The sequence below is a fragment of the Nocardiopsis alba DSM 43377 genome, assembly GCF_000341225.1.
Classification (GTDB): Bacteria; Actinomycetota; Actinomycetes; order Streptosporangiales; family Streptosporangiaceae; genus Nocardiopsis; species Nocardiopsis alba.
Genome location: NZ_ANAC01000002.1, coordinates 145,682 through 162,969, shown reverse-complemented (window position 1 = coordinate 162,969; position 17,288 = coordinate 145,682). Strand labels below are relative to the sequence as shown.

Below are 17,288 nucleotides of genomic sequence, written 5' to 3'. Positions count from 1 at the left end.
CCACGCCGCCGCCCGTCCCCCCGGCCCGCCGGTCTCCTTCGGGGACCGGCGGGTCCGTGCGTTCCTTCGTCGGGAAAGGGAGACCCGGACGTGACCGTCGACACAGAGCACGGCGATAGGATCGGCCCGTGTCGTATCGGTGGCTGTCGTGGTTCTCCCCCTCCCGACGCCCCACGACGTCGGAGCACCGGGCGAGTGTGGAATTGATGCGTCAGATCCACGCCCTGGGAGCCGACCTTCGTGACGGGTTGCACGGCCGCGGTGTCGGCGCGGCCGCCCGACGCCTGCGCCGCCTCCTGTCCGTGGACGGGGTCCTCCTGGCCGACCTCGACGGACCCGTCACCTCGAACGGGACACGGCCGGACGCGGCCGAGATCGACGGCGTCCTCGCCCAGGTCTTCGAATACGGCGGTGGCGTACGCGCCCGTACGGCCGACGGCTCCTCGATGTGCGCCGTGCCGCTCCACGTCGCCGACGAGCTCGACGGCGCCCTGGTGGCGATCGGCGATCCCGTCGACGCCGACGTCGAGGCCGCCGCCGCCCTGGTGTCGGACAACCTGGACCACGCGGCGCTGCGACGGGCGCGGGCCCGGATCGCCGCCGCCGACCTGCGCACCCTGCGCGCCCAGATCTCCCCGCACTTCGTGCACAACGCCCTCGCCGTGATCGCGGCCCTGGTCCGCACCGATCCGGACCGGTCCCGCCGGCTGCTCTCGGACTTCGCCGACTACCTGCGGTACGGCTTCTCCGACAAGGGCGACTACGCGACGGTCGCCGACGAATTGGAGGCCACCCAGACCTACCTCGAACTCCAGCGGGCCCGTTTCCACGACCGGCTGGACATCACCGTGCGGATGGCCCCGGAGGTGCTGCCCGTGGCCGTCCCCTTCCTGGTGGTGCAGCCGATCGTGGAGAACGCGATCCGGCACGGACTGGAGCGCAAGGAGGGGCGCGGGCACATCAGCGTGTCCGGCTTCGGCGAGGGACCCCTGTGCGTGATCGAGATCGAGGACGACGGGGTGGGGATGCACCCCGAGCTCGCGCGGGCCCTGCTCGCCGGGACCGGGCCGGAGTCGCGCGGCGTCGGTCTGGCCAACGTCGACCAGCGTCTGCGGGCGGTCTACGGACCGGAGTACGGTCTGGTGATCGAGACCGCGCTGGGAGAAGGGACGAAGGTGACCGTGCGCGTACCGAGATTCGCCCCCGGAGTGGTGGTCGGATGAGACCCGAACTCCGTGTCCTGGTGGTGGAGGACGAGTCCTCCACCCGCCAGGAGATGGCGGCCCTGCTGGAGGACATGCCCGAGGTGTCGGAGGTCCTGGTGGCCCCCAACGGGGCCACCGCGGTGCGTCTGCTGGGCACGCGGACCATCGACGCCGCCTTCCTCGACATCCTCATGCCCGGGCTGGACGGCATGGACGTGGCCCGGGTCCTGACCGTCATGTCGGACCCCCCGTCGATCGTGTTCGTGACCGCCTCGGAGGCGCACGCCGTGGAGGCCTTCGGGATCGGGGCGGTGGACTACCTGCTCAAGCCGATCCGACCCGAGCGGCTGGCCGAGGCGGTGGGACGGATCGCCCAGTTGCGCAACCCGAGCGGGCACTCCTCCCCCGCCGAGGACCTGCACGTGGTCCAGATCGACACCGGCCGACGCACCGTGTTCGTCAAACGCGACGACGTGCAGTTCGTGGAGGCCCAGGGCGACTACGTGCGGCTGCACACCGCCGACGGCACCCACCTGATCCGGTTGTCTCTGTCGTACCTGGAGGAGGTGTGGGCCGCCGCCGGGTTCGTCCGGGTCCACCGCGGTTTCCTCATCGCCATCCCCTGGGTCCGGGACCTGCGCGTGACCTCATCCTCCGGGCTGGTCGCCGGGACCCCCGCCGGGGACGTCCCGGTGAGCCGCAGGCACGGACGGCATCTGCGCGCCCGTCTGTTGGAGGCGGCCAAGCGGGACCAGCTCGGCCGTTCGGCGACCGCGCGTCCGTCGGGGACGGCCAAGGAGCAACCGTGAGCCCGCGCCGGGAGAAGCTCACGAGCCCGCAGACGAGGATCGCCCTGGCCCGGGGCAACCGGCCGGTCCAGCACCTGCAACCGGTGCCCGGACCGGTGGACACCCTGGCGGCGCGCACCCTCTTCAAGGCCCAGCGCCGCGCCGCGATACGCACGGTGGTGGCGTTGGGGACCCTGTTGTTCGGGTTGAGCGGGGCCTTCGCCCTGTTCCCGGCGCTCGGCGAGCTCAGGTGGTCGGGGGTCCCGGTCTCCTGGCTGCTGTTGACGGTGGCGATCTATCCGGCCCTGCTCGCCCTGGCCCTGTGGCACGTGCGGTCGGCCGAGGGTCTGGAACGCAGGGCCGAGGAGGAGAAGGGCGACGTCCGACCGGGCGAGGACCCCTCGTACGGGTCGCGCGAGGCCGGGGACGCCGAGGTCGCCTCATGACGGCTGCGGTACCGGCCATCGGTCTGGTGCTCGTCACGAGTCTGATCATCGGGGTCTACGGGGTGCGGGCCGCCCGGTCCACGTCGGACTTCCTGGTGGCCTCCCGTCGGGTGTCCCCCAACTGGAACGCCCTGGCGATCGCGGGCGAGTACCTGTCGGCCGCCTCCGTGCTGGGGTTGGCGGGGCTGCTGCTCAAGAACGGTCTGGGCACCATGTGGTACGCGGTGGGGTTCACCGCCGGCTACGTCGCCGTGGTCGCCCTGGTGGCGGGGCCGATGCGACGTTCGGGCGCCTTCACTGTCCCGGACTTCGCCGAGTACCGCCTGGGCGCGCCCCGGCTGCGCAAGCTGTGCGGCTGCGTGGTCCTGGTGATCATGCTGTTGTACCTGGTGCCCCAGTTCAAGGGCGCGGGTGTGGTGCTGAGCCTGGTCAGCGACACCCCCTACTGGGTGGGCGTGGTGCTGGCGGGGCTGGTGGTGAGCGGATCCATCGCGGCGGGCGGCATGCGCTCGGCCACCTACGTGCAGGCCTTCCACTACGTCGTCAAGCTGATCTTCCTCGCCGTCCCCGCGATCTACCTGGTGGTACAGGCCGGGGCCGACACCCGGGCCGAGGCCCTGCACCCGGAGTGGGGCACCCACTTCCCCGCCGACACCCGGGTCGAGTTCTCCGTCCCCACCGACTTCACCCTCGACGAGCCGGTCACCGTCGTCACGGCCGATGGCGGGGAGCGGGAACTGTCCGCGGGGGCGCACACGGTCGCGCCGGGCACCGAGTACGTCTTCCCCGAGGGCACCGGGATCCCGCACCCGGAGGGACTACCGGAACTGGGCGGGGAACAGTGGAGCACCCCGTTGTTGAGCGTGGGCGGGCGACCTCTGTTCGAGACCTGGTCGACACTGCTGGCCATCACCCTGGGCTGTATGGGCCTTCCGCACGTGATCATGCGCTTCCACACCAGCCCGACCGCGCGTACCGCCCGCCGCGTCGCGGTCGGCGTGATCGCCCTGTTGGGGCTGTTCTACCTCTTCCCCGCCGTCTACGGACTGCTCGGCCGGGTGCTCACCCCCCAACTGGTGATGCTCCAGGGCACCGACACCGTGGCGGTGGTCCTGCCCGCCCAGGCCGCCCCGGGCGCGGTGGGCACCCTCCTGACCGCGCTGGTCGCCGCGGGCGCCTTCGGAGCGTTCCTGTCGACCTCCTCCGGACTGTTGCTGGCCCTGGCCGGAGGGCTCTCGCACGACCTCTTCCAGGGCAGTGTGCCCCGGCTACGGCTGGCGGTGGTGATCGGCGCCTGTGTCTCGGTGCTCCTGGCGCTGCCCGCCCGGACCATCGACATCAACGTCCTGGTGGTGTGGGCGTTCACCGTGGCCGCGTCGACCTTCTGCCCCCTCTTGGTGCTGGGCATCTGGTGGCGTCGTCTGACCCTGCCGGGGGCCGCCGCCGGCCTGATCGTGGGCGGGGTGACCGCCACGGGCGCCGTGGGCTGGTCGATCCTGTTCTCCACCCCGCCCGGATGGGTCACGGTGCTGTTGGCCCAGCCCGCCGCCTGGACCATTCCACTGGCCTTTCTGACGATGATGGTCGTCTCCCGTCTCACCCGTCCCCCGGAGTGGGCCGAGCACGCGGTCCTGCGCCTGCACTCCCCCTAGGACCGGCTCGATTCCGTCTTGGGGGAGCGCCCCCGCCCCGTAGCATCACCGTGTGAACAGACAGAAGCACGAGGAGTCACGACCCCCCTCCTCTCCCCCCGCATCGCACCGGAACCGCCCCTTGAGGAAACGGACCCCCGCCACCCGCCGTCGCGTCTCGGCCCTCGTCTGCCTGGCGGCGGGAGCGCTCGCGATCACGGCCGGCCCCGTGTCGGCCTTCGTCGAACGGGCCGCCCCCGCCACGCGGGTCATGCCGTCGGAGACGGACACCGACGCCGGCGCCTCACAGGTGGACGTGGACCCCTCCGGCACCCAGGTGGAGACCCCGAACGCGTACGTCGACATCCGGCCCGGCCCGCACGTCGTGGTGTGCGCCAACGGCACCCACGTGGTCATCCACACGGATCGGGCTCCGATGTGCACGCCACCGCCTCCGCCGCCCCCGTCTCCAGAGCCGCCCGCCCCGGAGGAGCCGCCCCGGGAGGAGCCCGTGCCGGAGGAACCGGCGCCGCCGCCCGACTCGGAGGCGCCGCGTGTGCCCCCCGGCGAGCCGGAGGAGCCCGAGGCGGACGAGCCCGGCCCGGAGGTCTCGGAGGCACCGCCCGAGTCGGCCCCGCCCTCCGAAGAGGACCCGTTCGAGACGCCGGCGGAGGAGCCCGAAGCGCCCGCGGACCTTCCGCCCCCGGTCCAGGAGGCGCTCCTTCCGGACACCGGTACGTCCGCTTCGGCCGAGTCCTCCGAGGCGTTCACCCCGATGCGCACGATGGTCGTCGTCGCGATCGTCGCCGTGGGCGCGGCCGTCGGCGGCGGTCGCGCCGTGGCGGCCGGCGCGGTCGGATGACGAAGGGCCCGTCCCGCCGTGGCACGGCGGGACGGGCCCGGGTCACGCGGCGACGATCACGGTCGCTCCAAGGTCAGGTCGGCGCGATCGAACCCCTCCACGGCGTCCTCGATCGCCCCCGGATCATTGGCCAGGACCCCGTTGTAGGGGTTGCCCATGAACAGCAGCAGCACGACCGTTCCGAACAGGAACGCCAGGTTCACCCCGGCCCAGAAGTAGGCGGTCCTGGTCCCCTTCTGGATCATGGCGAACGGCAGTACCGCGATGACCACGGCCGACAGCACGGTGATGGCCATCAGGGCCACGGGGATCCCGTCCTCGGCCGCGTCGGCGCGCTGGGCGCGCGCGTCGCTGAGCTTGGTGAGCTCCTGGCGGGCGGTCAACCGGTCCAGCCCGTCGCCGGTGTCGGAGACCGAGAGGGTCCGCACCGAGGCGGACAGCATGGCGAGGTCGTCGTCGCCACCGGGGCTCAGCTCCCCGCTCGACTCCATCAGCGGCCAGTCGTCCTCCACCACCGTCGACAGGTAGGCGCGCAGGTGACCGCGGACGGCCTCGCCCTCCTCGCCGGGGAACGCGGTGCTGCTCCAGTACAGGGCCTGGGCCGCGCCGGCCTCGGCGATCATGTCGTCCTCGGCCGACTTGTAGTCCTCCCATCCGATGACCACGGCCATGGCCGCGGCCACGAGGTACAGGGACAGGACGCAGGGCGCGATGACGACGCCCACGGCACCACCGGAGAGGTCTCCGGAGATCCGGTGGCGCCGGGCGACCAGCACGGCACCACCGACCATGGCTACCAGGACGGCGATGACGACGAACGACGTGAGCATGAGGGTTTCCCGGGGGTTCTCGGCAGAGGACGGACCATCCTTAGCACGCCGTACGGCACCGCCCGGGTGGAAAAGGGGAAAGCGTCATCGGGCCGTGCCCACGCTCGGACCTGCGGTTTCCCCCATGTCATGATCTGCCCGGACACATCACCCGATGCCCCGGGGGAGCGCCGAGCACCGGCCGGACACACGAACGGGGCGCGGACACCGTGCGGTGTCCGCGCCCCGTGGTCGGTCGGCCCCGTGCGCGGAAGCGGGGCCGATCATGGAGGCGCTACTTCTCCAGACGGTCGAGCAGCGCGTGGTACTCGTCCCACAGCTCGGCGGGAAGGTGGTCGCCGAAGGTCTTGAAGAACTCGGGGACCAGGGCGGCCTCCTGCTTCCAGATCTCACGGTCGACGTCGAGGACGAAGCGCATGTCCTCGTCCGAGATGTCCAGACCCTCGGTGTCGATGGCGTCGGCGGTCGGAACGTACCCGATGGGGGTCTCCACGGCGGAGGCCTTGCCCTCGAGGCGCTCGATGATCCACTTGATGACGCGGCTGTTCTCACCGAAGCCGGGCCACACGATCCGACCGTCGGTGTCCTTCTTGAACCAGTTGACGTAGAAGATCTTCGGCAGTTTGGTCTCGTCGGCGCTCTGGCCCAGCTTCACCCAGTGGGCGAAGTAGTCGCCCATGTTGTAGCCGCAGAACGGCAGCATCGCGAAGGGGTCGCGGCGCAGCTCGCCGACGGAACCCTCCTGGGCGGCGGTCTTCTCGGAGGAGACGTTGGCGCCCATGTAGACGCCGTGCTGCCAGCTGAAGGACTCGTTGACCAGCGGGACCGCGGTGGCGCGACGGCCGCCGAAGAGGATGGCCGAGATCGGCACGCCCGCCGGGTCCTCCCACTCGTCGGCGATGGTCGGAGCCTGACCGGCCGGGGTGGTGAAGCGGGAGTTCGGGTGCGCGGCGGGCTCACCGGACTCGGGGGTCCAGGGGCGGCCCTTCCAGTCGGTGAGACCGGCCGGGGCCTCCTCGGTGAGGCCCTCCCACCACACGTCGCCGTCCTCGGTCAGCGCGACGTTGGTGAAGATGCTGTTGCCCCACAGCGTCTCGATCGCGTTGGCGTTGGTCTTCTCGCCGGTGCCGGGGGCGACGCCGAAGAAGCCGGCCTCCGGGTTGATGGCGCGCAGACGGCCCTCGGAGTCGAAGCGCATCCAGGCGATGTCGTCGCCGACGGTCTCGACCTTCCAGCCGGGGATGGTCGGCTGGAGCATGGCCAGGTTGGTCTTGCCGCAGGCGCTCGGGAAGGCGGCGGCGACGTAGTGCGAGGCGCCCTCGGGCGAGGTGACCTTGAGGATCAGCATGTGCTCGGCGAGCCAGCCCTCGTCGCGGGCCATGACCGAGGCGATGCGCAGCGCGTAGCACTTCTTGCCCAGCAGGGCGTTGCCGCCGTAGCCGGAGCCGTAGGACCAGATCTCACGGGTCTCGGGGAAGTGCGAGATGTACTTGGTGGAGTTGCAGGGCCAGGCGACGTCCTCCTGGCCGGGCTCCAGCGGGGCGCCGACGGAGTGGACGGCCTTGACGAAGTCGCCGCGCTCCTCGATCAGACGCAGGGCGGCCTCGCCCATGCGGGCCATGATGCGCATGGAGACGACGACGTAGGGGGAGTCGGTGATCTCGACGCCGAGCTGGGAGATGTCGCCGCCGAGGGGGCCCATGCAGAACGGCACCACGTACATGGTGCGGCCGCGCATCGAGCCCTTGAAGACCTCGCCGAAGGTGGCGCGCATCTCGTCGGGGGCGATCCAGTTGTTGGTGGGACCCGCGTCCTCTTCACGCTCGGAGCAGATGAAGGTGCGGTCCTCGACACGGGCGACGTCCGTCGGGTCGGACGTGCAGTAGAAGCTGTTGGGGCGCTTCTCCGGGTTGAGGCGGGTGAACGTGCCCTGCTCGACGAGCAGGTCCGTCAGTCGCGTCCACTCCTCCTCGGACCCGTCACACCACACGACCTCGTCCGGCCTGGTGAGCTCGGCGACCTCGCGAACCCAGGCGACGAGCTCCTCGTTCTTGGTCGGGACTACGCCCAGATCGATACCCACGTCAGCGGTCACAACGACTCCTCTTCGAATTACGAGATCCCTCGCATCATGAACGACGAGTGGCAACACTGACCAATTGGTCTAGGCCAGTGGTCTAAACTTGGGTCGCGAAAACCCCCGATCCCACTGCACAGCAGGCGATTCGGTCACGCGAGTCCGTGCACCGAAGCAGGGACGAACGCTCCCCTCTCGATGCTGATCGGAGGCGGTTTCCCCCACCACACGGGGAAAACGCCCGGTCGACACCGACACTCGGTGCTGTTCGTCACATACCCGATCTCACCCGCCGGCATCGCGAATAGACCTGTGCGACGGCCCCGGCGCGACACCCTGCGACGTCGCGCCCGGCCCCCTGACCGCGAACGACGCCGGGGACGGGCTCAGCGCAATATGGCGACCGGACCCCGCGCCCCGTGCAGGACGGCGTGGCTCACCGACCCCAGGAGCAGGCCGCGGAACCCGCCACGCCCCCGGGAGCCCACCACGATCAGATCCGCCGGAGTGGCCTCCTCCAGCAGGGCGACCACCGGATGGGCCCGCACCACGCGCGTGCTCACCCGGACGTTCGGCCGGAGCAGGCTCGGCTCCGCGAGTTCCTCTTCCAAGGCCTGGCGCGCCGCCTCGGCCGCGGTGGCGTCGTCGAACAACTCGGGCGGGATCGGCCCGGTCGCCGCGGCGAAGGCCACCAGCGGCTGCCAGGCGCTGACCGCCACCAGCTCGGTGTCGGCGAACTCCGCCTGGGCGAACGCGAACTCCAACGCCCGACGGCCGGGTTCGGACCCGTCCACACCCACGATGACCCGGCTGCGCACCCCGTAGGCGGCGGCGTGGTCCCGGGGCAGCACGATCACGGGGACCGGAGCGCGGGCCGCGAGCTCGATCCCCACCGACCCCACGAACGCGGCGGCGATCCCGCTCAACCCTCGCGAACCCACCACGACCGCGGCCACCCCGGGTTCGGAGGCGGCCGAGACCAGGGCACGGGCCGGACGGTCGAACGACAATCGGGTCCGCACGGCCAGTTCGGGGAAGAGCCGCGAGACCCAGTCCTGGGCGTGGTCGAGCAACCGCCCGGCCCCGGCCCCCTCGTCCCCGCCCTCGGGCGGTTCCGTCTCGGGCCAGACCTCGAACCCGTCGGTCGTCAACGGGCGCGCCGCGGCCACGATCAGCACCCCCAGACCGCGGAGCGAGGCCTGGTGGGCCGACCACTCCAGCGCGTGTCTGCTGGAATCGCTGCCGTCCACCCCCACGACCATCCATCGTGTCGTGGATGCGCCGTTCATCCCATGCGCCCTTCCGTCGGTCGTCGATGGCCTTCTCCGGTTCCGGCCCGACCGGTGTTCCCGTGATGTTCCACGATGATGCCGCTCGAACACGCACCCGTGGGTAACGGTGCCGCCGCGAGTCGGGTGACGTAGGGTCCCAGAACGGCCGGTGTCCGCACGGGGATGGAACCGTACGGGTGTTTCGAAGCGTCCGAGAGGTATAGAAGAGTCATCGGCGGATTGGGGACGCGATGCCTTACTCGAACACCAGCACCCTGCACTGGGACTACCGGGACGGGCGAGTGGCCGCGGTCATGGCCGCCCTCGTCTACAGCCTGTGGACACTGGAGATCGTCTTCGTCGGGAGCCCGGACTCCACGAGCGGGGCGCTCGCCGATCCCGATTCCTCCTTCGGCCGTTTCCTGGACAGCGCGCATCGGACCGCCGCGATCCTGGTGATGCTCGCCGCGGGCCTGGGCCTGACCCTGGGGGCCACGCGCCCCCGCCGACTCCTGACGATCGCCTGGTGGTCGATGGCCGTGTTCGGCGCGGCCTCGCTGGCCGCCTCCCTGCTGCCCGGACGGTGCGTGGTCTCCACGGACGCGGCGTGCGCCGTGGAGACCCTGGTCGAGGGGGTCGACGGCGCGACGGCCGTCCAGCCCCCGATCGCCGTGATCTCCATCCTCGCGGCGCTGGTGTCGGCGATCGCGCTCACCCTGGACCGGCGTCGGGCCGGGGAGCGCGCCTGGCCGGTCCTGGCGCTGATCACCGCTGCGCAGGCCGTGGCGGTGGTGGTCGTGCTGGTACTCGCGTCCCTGCTGTACGCCTCGGCCGGAGACGGTTCCCCCGGCGTCGCGCTCGGTCTCGCCGAACGTCTCCACCTGGTGACGGTCGCCCTGTGGCTGTTGGCGGTGGGCCTGGTGCCCGGACAGTGGAAGCGGACCCGCCGGGCCCGCCGGATCCCCGAACGCGCGGCCTAGACCGGTCACGCGGGGCGCCGCTCCGGCCGCTCCGGGGCCCCCTCTCTACCGACGACGAACCCCAGCCACTCGGTGTAGGCCTCCAGGGCCGCCCGGGTGCCGGGGGCGTCGGTCCCCAGCGCCCGTACGCACCCGTGGTACAGCTCGCCGAGCTCCTCGAGCGCGGTGGGCTCGTCCTCGTCCATGGTGATGAGCAGCGCCCGGAACATCACCGTCAGCCCGTGGTCGGGCCCCAGCGACCGGGCGAACTCCTCGTACAGCCCGTCGAGGCGCCCTCGGTCGGGCTCCCCCGACGACTCCTCCGCGGTGGCCAGCCGCAACCGGACCACCAGGGTGTTGGGGTGGGTCGGCCCCAACAGCCTCTCCCATTCACGGAGCAGCTCCCGTTGGACGTCGAGCGCGGCGGGATCGCCCCGGCCCTCCATGACCTGCGAGCGGACGAACAGGGTCGCGTAGTGGCGGTCGCCGTGACGGCGACTCAGCCTCGGCAGGAGCGCCTCCGCCTCGTCGAGGGCCTCCCCCGCGTCGCCGGTGGTGACGCGCGAGGCCACCAGGAGGAAGCCGGCCTCCAGCACGTGTTCGTGATCCTCCCCCACCACCCGCTCCAGGTCGGGGAGGATCGCGGTCAGCTCCGCCCCGGTCGTCTCGGTCTCCCCGAGGAGGAAGAGCAGACGCGCGCGGCCGAACCGGGTGAGCAGGGTGATCCGGTGATCCGCGGGCAGAAGACGGGCCAGGTCGGTGAGCAGTTCCTCGTAGTCCCGTTCGGCGCGCAACGGGTCGCCCGAGGAGACACGGTGGTGGGCGAGCGTCCGACGGGTGTTGAGGACCTCGCGCTCGTCGGGACCCTGGGTCATCAGCCGGGCCCGGAGCAGCCCCTCACAGGCCCGGACGGCGCCCGCCGGGTCGTGGGCCGCCTCATAGGAACGCACCAGCCGCGACCGAGCGGCCAGGGTGTCGGGGTGGCCCGCGCCCCGCACCCGTTCGTAGGCGGCCACCTCGTCCTCGCCGCACCGGGCCGCCCCGACCGGGTCCCCCGCCGCCAGACGCCACCGCACGAGCTCGGTCCGGGTCTCCAACACCTCGGGGTGGTTGGGCCCCAGGGCCCGACGTCGCCGGTCGAGCAGGTCGTCGTAGGCCTCCGCCGTCGCCTCGGGGCGGTCGGTCTTCCCCGTCCACCAGGCGAAGCGCTCACGGGCGGCGAGCGTCCCCGGGTCGTCGGCGCCGCGCGCCTGCTCGAGCAGGCGGGCCAGTCGCTCGTAGCTGTCCGCGGCCAGGTCGACGAGATCGGACTCGCCCCACAGGCGGGCGATCTCCGCGCGCAACGCCAGCATGTGCGGGTGCAGGGGACCGATGTCCTCCGACAGCTCCCCCACCAGACCGCTGAGGTCGATGGCGGCGCCCACCGGGTCGTCCTTGCGTTCCAGACACAACGCCATGTGGACACGGACCGTCAGCGCCTCGGGGTGGCCGGCCCCCACCCGTTCCACCACCTCCCGGTGCAGGTCGCGCAGGTCCTCGACGGCCCGTTCGGGATCGATGGTCCCCACGCCCTCCATCGCCCGCCACAGTCGCCGGTCCAGCCCCGGGTCCCCCGTACCGGAGGGCCTCCTGAGATCGTCGAGGACCACGCCCCTCATACCGTTCCCCCTTCTCGCGTGTCCGTCGCACCCGGTCCGACGTGGAAAACCGCTGTGAGGTTTCATACGATTCTCCGGCGAGCGCGCCGGACCCCCCGAAAGAGGCCAGACGTGTCCGGGGGGATCGGTCAGACGAGCTGCTCCGGGAGGGGGCGGGCGTGGACCACGTGCAGGGAACCCACCGCGCGGGTGAGCACCACGTACAGCCGGTTGGCCCCGCGTTCCTCGGCCTCGACGATCTCGGCGGGTTCGGAGACCACCACCGCGTCGAACTCCAGACCCTTGGCCAGGCTCGCGGGGACGGCGACCAGACGGGCGCCGTCCAGACCGACCTCGCCGATCGGGGGTGCCTCCACCCCCTCCGCCGCCAAGGCCTCGCACAGCGCGGGGAGTCGGTCGTCGGCGGCGATCAGCCCCACCGAGCCGTCGCCTTCGAGCGCCTCACGACAGGCCCGGGCCAGGTCGGCGGTCCGCTCCTCCTCGGTGGTCGGTACGACCCGCAACGAGCCGGGAGAGCGGCGCACCGCGACGGGGGCGCCGAGGCCCGGGGCGATGGTCGGCAGCAGCCCGGCAGCGAAGTCGATGATCTGAGCGGGGACCCGGTAGCCCCGGTCCAGGACGTGCAGGTGTCCATCGGGCCTGCCCAGGTGCTCCAGCAGGGTCGACCAGTGACGCGCCGCCGACGGGTCGGTCCCCTGGGCGATGTCGCCCAGCACCGTGAACGAACCGGAACCACCGCGCCGGCCGACCGCCCGACACCGCATCGGGCTCAGGTCCTGTGCCTCGTCCACGACCACGTGCCCCATACCGGAGGGCCGTTCGATCAGTGAGGCGGCCTCGTCCACCAGGGTCAGGTCCTCCTCCGACCATCGGGCGGACTTGGGCCCCCGGGGTTTGCCCGGCAGCAGTAGAGCGGCCTGTTCCTCGGGGGCGAGCAGCCCCTCGGCCGCCCGGGCCAGCCGTTCGGGGTCGGTGAGCAGACCGAAGACCATCCTGAGCGGGTCGACCTTGGGCCACAGGGCGGTGACCGCCGCACGCACCGCCGGATCCCGACGGACCCTGGTGTGGGTGCGGTCGTCGCAGACCTCCCCCTCGGCCTCCATCAGGGTGAGGAGTACGTGCGCCATGCGGTGCGAGAGCAGTTCGCGGCCGGAACCGTAGGAGATCCCTCGTTCGGCCAGTTCGGTGAGGAGCGGACGCACGTCCTCGGGGTAGAGGCGCCATCGGCGCGCTCCCCTGCGGACCACGATCGTCTCCTCCGGTGAGCGCAGGTGGGACCACAGGTCGCGACGGAGGATCTCGGCCATCACCGCCGAACCCTTGATCCGCGCCGCGCTCGGGGTCTCCGTGCGTCCGACCCACCCCTTGGCGGGACGGGAGCGTTCGGGAAGATCCCGGGTGATGAGCTCCAGGACGGTGGTCTGGTGGACGTCCACCTCGCCCAGGGCGGGGAGCACGTCGCGGATGTAGGAGAGGAAGGAGCGGTTGGGTCCGATGATCGCCACCCCGGAACGGGACAGGCGCGCGCGTTCGGTGTAGAGCAGGTACGCGATGCGGTGCAGGCCCACGGCGGTCTTACCGGTGCCCGGAGCGCCCTGGACGCACAGGGTGGTCTCCAGCGGGGCGCGGACCAGGTCGTCCTGCTCGGGCTGGATGGTGGCGACGATGTCGCGCATGGGACCGGTGCGGGGGCGTTCGATCTCCGCGTCGAGGAGCGTTCCGCCGACGCCGTCGCCCTGCCCTCCCCCGAGGAGGTCCTCGTCCTCGAAGGCGGTCAGGTGGCTCTCGGGCTCTCCGCCGGGGCCGGTCGTGGTGGTGAAGCCGTAGCGACGCCGGGAACGCGTGAGCATCCGGTCGGCGGGGGTGGCCCGGTAGTAGGCGATGCTGATCGGCGCCCGCCAGTCCAGGACCATGGGGCGGCCCTCGGGGTCGTGCACGTGGCGGCGGCCGATGTGGATCCGGTCGTACTCCTCGTCCGGCCTCACGTCCTCCTCCAGGAAGACGGTGCCCTGGTCGAAGTCCAGGCGACCGAAGTACAGGGGCGCGTCGGGGATGTCGGACAGCGCGGCGAGGCGGCGTTCCCGACCGCGGCGCAGGGCGGCGTCGGTGACCTTGTCCTTGACGACGTCGCCGAAGAGCAGCTCGGTGGCGTCGACCTCCTCGCGCATACGGCGAAGGGCGGCTCGCGCGGCGGCCAGATGACGGCGTTCGGCGACGAGTTCGGGGTTTTCGGGCGCGATCGTGGGATCGGTGGCGGTCATGAAGGACCTCGGATGTCGGCGGGACAGGACGCGGCTTCGCGCGTACGCGCGGTCCCGCCCCGGTCGCCGTGAAGGCCCGGTTCGTTCCGATCCATGAGCGCGTACAAGACCCCGTGGGGTGACGAGGCCGAAGGAGGAAGCCTACCCGAACGGGCGGGGGCCGCCCGTTTCGTCGCCTTCGTCGCCCTCTGGTCAGGTCTTGCGCAGACGGACCCGGCTGACCCGGTGGTCCTCCCCCTTGAACAGGACCAGTGTGGCCCGGCCCCGGGTGGGTCGGATGTTCTCCACGAGGTTGACCTCGTTGATGGTGCGCCAGGTATCGGAGGCGAACCCCAGCGCCTCCTCCTCGCCGATCGTCGTGGCCATGTGGTGGAAGTAGGAGCGGGGGTCGGAGAAGGCGGTGCGGCGGAGTTCGAGGAAGCGGTCCAGGTACCAGTTGCGGACGTTCTCGACCTTGGCGTCGACGTAGATGGAGTAGTCGAAGAAGTCGGCGACGGCCAGGCGTCCGGCCGTCGCGGGCTGGAGGACGTTGATGCCCTCGACGATGAGGATGTCGGGGCGGTGCACGGTCTGACGCTCGTCGGGGACGATGTCGTAGTGCAGATGGGAGTAGACGGGGATGTCCATCCGGTCGGCGCCGGCCTTCATCTCCGAGACGAAGCGGACCAGGGCCCGCCGGTCGTAGCTCTCGGGGAAGCCCTTGCGGCGCATGAGGCCGCGCGACTTCAGGACCGCGTTGGGGTACAGGAAGTTGTCGGTGCTGACCAGCTCGACGTCGGGGTGGTTGGGCCACTGGGCGAGCAGTGAGCGCAGGAGCCGGGCCGTGGTCGACTTGCCCACGGCGACACTGCCCGCGACCCCGATGATGAACGGGGAGGGCCGCCCGGTCTCCCCGAGGAAGGCGCGCACGGCGGCGTGTCGCTGTTGGGTGGCGCCCACGTAGAGGTTGAGCAGCCGTGACAGCGGCAGGTAGATGTCCCTCACCTCCTCCAGGGAGGTGGGGTCCTTGGTCCCGCGAAGCTCGTTGAGGTCGGCTTCGGTGAGGGATAGGGGCGTGGAGGCGCGGAGCGCGGCCCAGGCTGTGCGGTCCAACTCCACGTAGGGCGAGGAGAAGCCGTTCTTCGTCGCGTGAGACACGGTTGACCACCCTAGACGAGCCGCCCTCCCACTCCGGGCGGACGGTCCCCCATTTTCCCGACTGAAGCCGGAACGTGCCCGAAACCACATGTTCGTCCGCATGTCGGCGAAGGTTTTTTCGCCCGCGCCGAGCCGGGTAGAACCGGTTCCACTCGTGGTCTCGACCAGCGGCCCCACCTGCGTGGTCTACCCCCCATACACCAAATGGTCTATACCGTTACCTGGGAAAACAAGCAGTGGTATGACACGCTGGTTGGTCGATTCGCCCACCCTTTTCGCTTACGCTGTCGGCCATGTGCGGAATCGTTGGCTACGTCGGGCCGCAACCGGCGCTCGAGGTCGTCGTGGACGGCCTGGCAAGGTTGGAGTACCGCGGATATGACTCCGCGGGTGTGGCCGTCCTGGGCGACGGCGCCCTGAGCACCGAGAAGAGGGCGGGCAAGCTCGCCAACCTTCGGAAGGCCCTGGAAGAGAACCCCGTGACCGGCGAGGGCGCCGGCATCGGGCATACCCGTTGGGCCACCCACGGTGCCCCCAACGACGTGAACGCCCATCCTCACGTCGACAACGGCAACCGTGTGGCGATCGTCCACAACGGCATCATCGAGAACTTCGCCGCCCTCCGGCAGGAGCTGGAGGAGGAAGGCTGCAAGTTCCTCTCCGACACCGACACCGAGGTCGCCTCGCACCTGCTCTCCGTGGAGCTGGGACGCCGGGGCGACGGTGACCTGGCCGGCGCCATGCGCGATGTGTGCAAGCGTCTGGAGGGCGCCTTCACCCTGGTCGCCGTCTCCACCGACGACCCCGACCTGGTGGTCGCCGCCCGCCGCAACTCGCCGCTGGTCGTCGGCCGAGGCCAGGGTGAGAACTTCCTGGCCAGCGACGTCGCCGCGTTCATCGCCCATACCCGCGACGCCATCGAACTGGGCCAGGACCAGGTCGTGGAGCTGCGCGCCGACTCCGTGGTCGTCACCGACTACGACGGCACGCCCGTCGAGGTGAACGAGTACCACGTCGACTGGGACGCCTCCGCCGCCGAGAAGGGCGGCTACGACTACTTCATGCTCAAGGAGATCGTCGAGCAGCCGCGCGCGGTCGCCGACACCCTCCTGGGCCGCGTCTCGACCGACGGCCGGCTCACCCTCGACGAGATGCGTCTGACCCCGGAGGAGCTGCGCACGGTCGAGAAGATCGTCATCATCGCGTGCGGCACCTCCTACCACGCGGGCCTGATCGCCAAGTACGCGATCGAGCACTGGTGCCGGGTCCCGTGCGAGGTGGAGGTAGCCAGCGAGTTCCGCTACCGCGACCCGATCCTGGACCAGCAGACCCTGGTCATCGCGATCTCCCAGTCCGGCGAGAGCATGGACACCCTGATGGCGGTCCGCTACGCCCGGGAGCAGCGCGCCAAGGTCCTGTCCATCTGCAACGTCAACGGTTCGACCATCCCGCGCGAGTCCGACGGTGTGCTGTACACGCACGCCGGCCCGGAGGTCGGGGTGGCCGCCACCAAGACGTTCCTCACCCAGCTCGCCGCCTGCTACCTCGTCGGCCTCTACCTGGCCCAGGTCCGCGGGCTGAAGTTCGGCGACGAGATCAACGCCGTCATCGCCCAGCTCGCCACCATGCCCGAGCAGATCGAGAAGGTCCTGGACACGGTCGAGCCCGTCCGTGAACTGGCCCGTTCCCTCGCCGACGCGAGCACGGTGCTCTTCCTCGGACGCCACGTGGGCCACCCGGTCGCCATGGAGGGCGCGCTCAAGCTCAAGGAGCTGGCGTACATGCACGCCGAGGCGTTCGCGGCCGGCGAGCTCAAGCACGGTCCGATCGCGCTGATCGAGGACGACCTCCCGGTCGTCGTCGTGGTCCCCTCCCCGAAGGGGCGCGGGGTGCTGCACGACAAGATCGTGTCGAACATCCAGGAGGTGCGCGCCCGCGGCGCCCGCACCATCGTGATCGCGGAGGAGGGCGACGAGGCGGTGCGTCCGTACTCCGACGTGCTCATCGAGATCCCGGCGGTGCCGACCCTGCTCCAGCCGATCGTCGCGACGATCCCGATGCAGGTGTTCGCCTGTGAACTGGCCCTGGCCAAGGGCAACGACGTGGACCAGCCGCGCAACCTCGCCAAGAGCGTGACCGTGGAGTAGGGCTCACGTCCTCGAG

13 protein-coding genes are annotated in these 17,288 nt (G+C 71.0%); 7 read left to right on the top strand and 6 right to left on the bottom strand.

The features are described 5' to 3' along the window. Positions 1-206: 206 nt before the first annotated feature. The 5 genes from D451_RS0102350 to D451_RS27655 all read left to right on the top strand — a co-directional run bounded on the left by D451_RS0102350 (position 207) and on the right by D451_RS27655 (position 4,932). On the top strand, positions 207-1,223 hold the full coding sequence (locus D451_RS0102350) for a sensor histidine kinase (RefSeq protein WP_026124762.1): 1,017 nt from the start codon (positions 207-209) through the stop codon (positions 1,221-1,223). Then, positions 1,220-2,014: a LytR/AlgR family response regulator transcription factor gene (locus tag D451_RS0102345; protein WP_017533280.1), complete on the top strand. Its 795-nt coding sequence runs from the start codon at positions 1,220-1,222 to the stop codon at positions 2,012-2,014. The genes D451_RS0102350 and D451_RS0102345 overlap by 4 nt, the downstream gene beginning before the upstream one ends. Continuing rightward, positions 2,011-2,439 (top strand): hypothetical protein, encoded by a 429-nt coding sequence (locus D451_RS0102340; RefSeq protein WP_017533279.1) that lies wholly within the window; start codon positions 2,011-2,013, stop codon positions 2,437-2,439. The genes D451_RS0102345 and D451_RS0102340 overlap by 4 nt, the downstream gene beginning before the upstream one ends. Then, on the top strand, positions 2,436-4,091 hold the full coding sequence (locus D451_RS0102335; protein ID WP_017533278.1) for a sodium/solute symporter: 1,656 nt from the start codon (positions 2,436-2,438) through the stop codon (positions 4,089-4,091). Before D451_RS0102340 ends, D451_RS0102335 begins: the two co-directional genes overlap by 4 nt. Before the next feature lie 121 nt (positions 4,092-4,212). After that, positions 4,213-4,932 carry a hypothetical protein gene (locus D451_RS27655; protein WP_026124761.1) on the top strand — a complete coding sequence of 240 codons (720 nt, stop codon included), beginning with the start codon at positions 4,213-4,215 and terminating at the stop codon, positions 4,930-4,932. A gap of 56 nt (positions 4,933-4,988) precedes the next feature. Here D451_RS27655 and D451_RS0102325 read toward each other — a convergent pair whose 3' ends face one another. The 3 genes from D451_RS0102325 to D451_RS0102315 all read right to left on the bottom strand — a co-directional run bounded on the left by D451_RS0102325 (position 4,989) and on the right by D451_RS0102315 (position 9,128). Then, complete coding sequence (locus D451_RS0102325; RefSeq protein ID WP_017533277.1) at positions 4,989-5,762, bottom strand: bestrophin-like domain; 774 nt, start codon at positions 5,760-5,762, stop codon at positions 4,989-4,991. 274 nt (positions 5,763-6,036) lie between these two features. Further along, a complete protein-coding gene (locus D451_RS0102320) occupies positions 6,037-7,833 on the bottom strand; it encodes a phosphoenolpyruvate carboxykinase (GTP) (protein WP_026124760.1) in 1,797 nt (598 codons plus the stop codon). A gap of 392 nt (positions 7,834-8,225) precedes the next feature. After that, the gene (locus D451_RS0102315; RefSeq protein WP_014909643.1) at positions 8,226-9,128 is read right to left on the bottom strand and encodes a universal stress protein; all 903 of its coding nucleotides are present in this window, start codon (positions 9,126-9,128) and stop codon (positions 8,226-8,228) included. 233 nt (positions 9,129-9,361) lie between these two features. Here D451_RS0102315 and D451_RS0102310 point away from each other — a divergent pair, with 233 nt between their 5' ends. Beyond that, positions 9,362-10,090, top strand: coding sequence for a DUF998 domain-containing protein (locus D451_RS0102310; protein ID WP_017533275.1), 729 nt, complete (start codon positions 9,362-9,364; stop codon positions 10,088-10,090). Positions 10,091-10,095: 5 nt separating this feature from the next. Here D451_RS0102310 and D451_RS0102305 read toward each other — a convergent pair whose 3' ends face one another. From D451_RS0102305 to coaA, 3 genes are all read right to left on the bottom strand, one after another. After that, complete coding sequence (locus D451_RS0102305) at positions 10,096-11,727, bottom strand: tetratricopeptide repeat protein (RefSeq protein WP_017533274.1); 1,632 nt, start codon at positions 11,725-11,727, stop codon at positions 10,096-10,098. A 128-nt stretch (positions 11,728-11,855) separates the two neighbouring features. Beyond that, positions 11,856-13,988, bottom strand: coding sequence for a HelD family protein (locus D451_RS0102300; protein WP_017533273.1), 2,133 nt, complete (start codon positions 13,986-13,988; stop codon positions 11,856-11,858). A 192-nt stretch (positions 13,989-14,180) separates the two neighbouring features. Continuing rightward, a complete protein-coding gene (coaA, locus tag D451_RS0102295) occupies positions 14,181-15,086 on the bottom strand; it encodes a type I pantothenate kinase (protein ID WP_026124759.1) in 906 nt (301 codons plus the stop codon). Positions 15,087-15,418: 332 nt separating this feature from the next. On the opposite strand from coaA, the gene glmS reads away from it, so the two are divergent. Continuing rightward, a complete protein-coding gene (gene glmS / locus D451_RS0102290; RefSeq protein ID WP_081536471.1) occupies positions 15,419-17,272 on the top strand; it encodes a glutamine--fructose-6-phosphate transaminase (isomerizing) in 1,854 nt (617 codons plus the stop codon). Positions 17,273-17,288: the final 16 nt, after the last annotated feature.

Bases quoted from the DNA above. Each gene is read 5' to 3' on its own strand.
- D451_RS0102350 (WP_026124762.1), top strand. From the start codon at position 207: ATGCGTCAGATCCACGCCCTGGGAGCCGACCTTCGTGACGGGTTGCAC.
- D451_RS0102345 (WP_017533280.1), top strand. From the start codon at position 1,220: ATGAGACCCGAACTCCGTGTCCTGGTGGTGGAGGACGAGTCCTCCACC.
- D451_RS0102335 (WP_017533278.1), top strand. From the start codon at position 2,436: ATGACGGCTGCGGTACCGGCCATCGGTCTGGTGCTCGTCACGAGTCTG.
- D451_RS0102325 (WP_017533277.1), bottom strand. From the start codon at position 5,762: ATGCTCACGTCGTTCGTCGTCATCGCCGTCCTGGTAGCCATGGTCGGT.
- D451_RS0102315 (WP_014909643.1), bottom strand. From the start codon at position 9,128: ATGAACGGCGCATCCACGACACGATGGATGGTCGTGGGGGTGGACGGC.
- D451_RS0102310 (WP_017533275.1), top strand. From the start codon at position 9,362: ATGCCTTACTCGAACACCAGCACCCTGCACTGGGACTACCGGGACGGG.
- D451_RS0102305 (WP_017533274.1), bottom strand. From the start codon at position 11,727: ATGAGGGGCGTGGTCCTCGACGATCTCAGGAGGCCCTCCGGTACGGGG.
- D451_RS0102300 (WP_017533273.1), bottom strand. From the start codon at position 13,988: ATGACCGCCACCGATCCCACGATCGCGCCCGAAAACCCCGAACTCGTC.
- glmS (WP_081536471.1), top strand. From the start codon at position 15,419: ATGTGCGGAATCGTTGGCTACGTCGGGCCGCAACCGGCGCTCGAGGTC.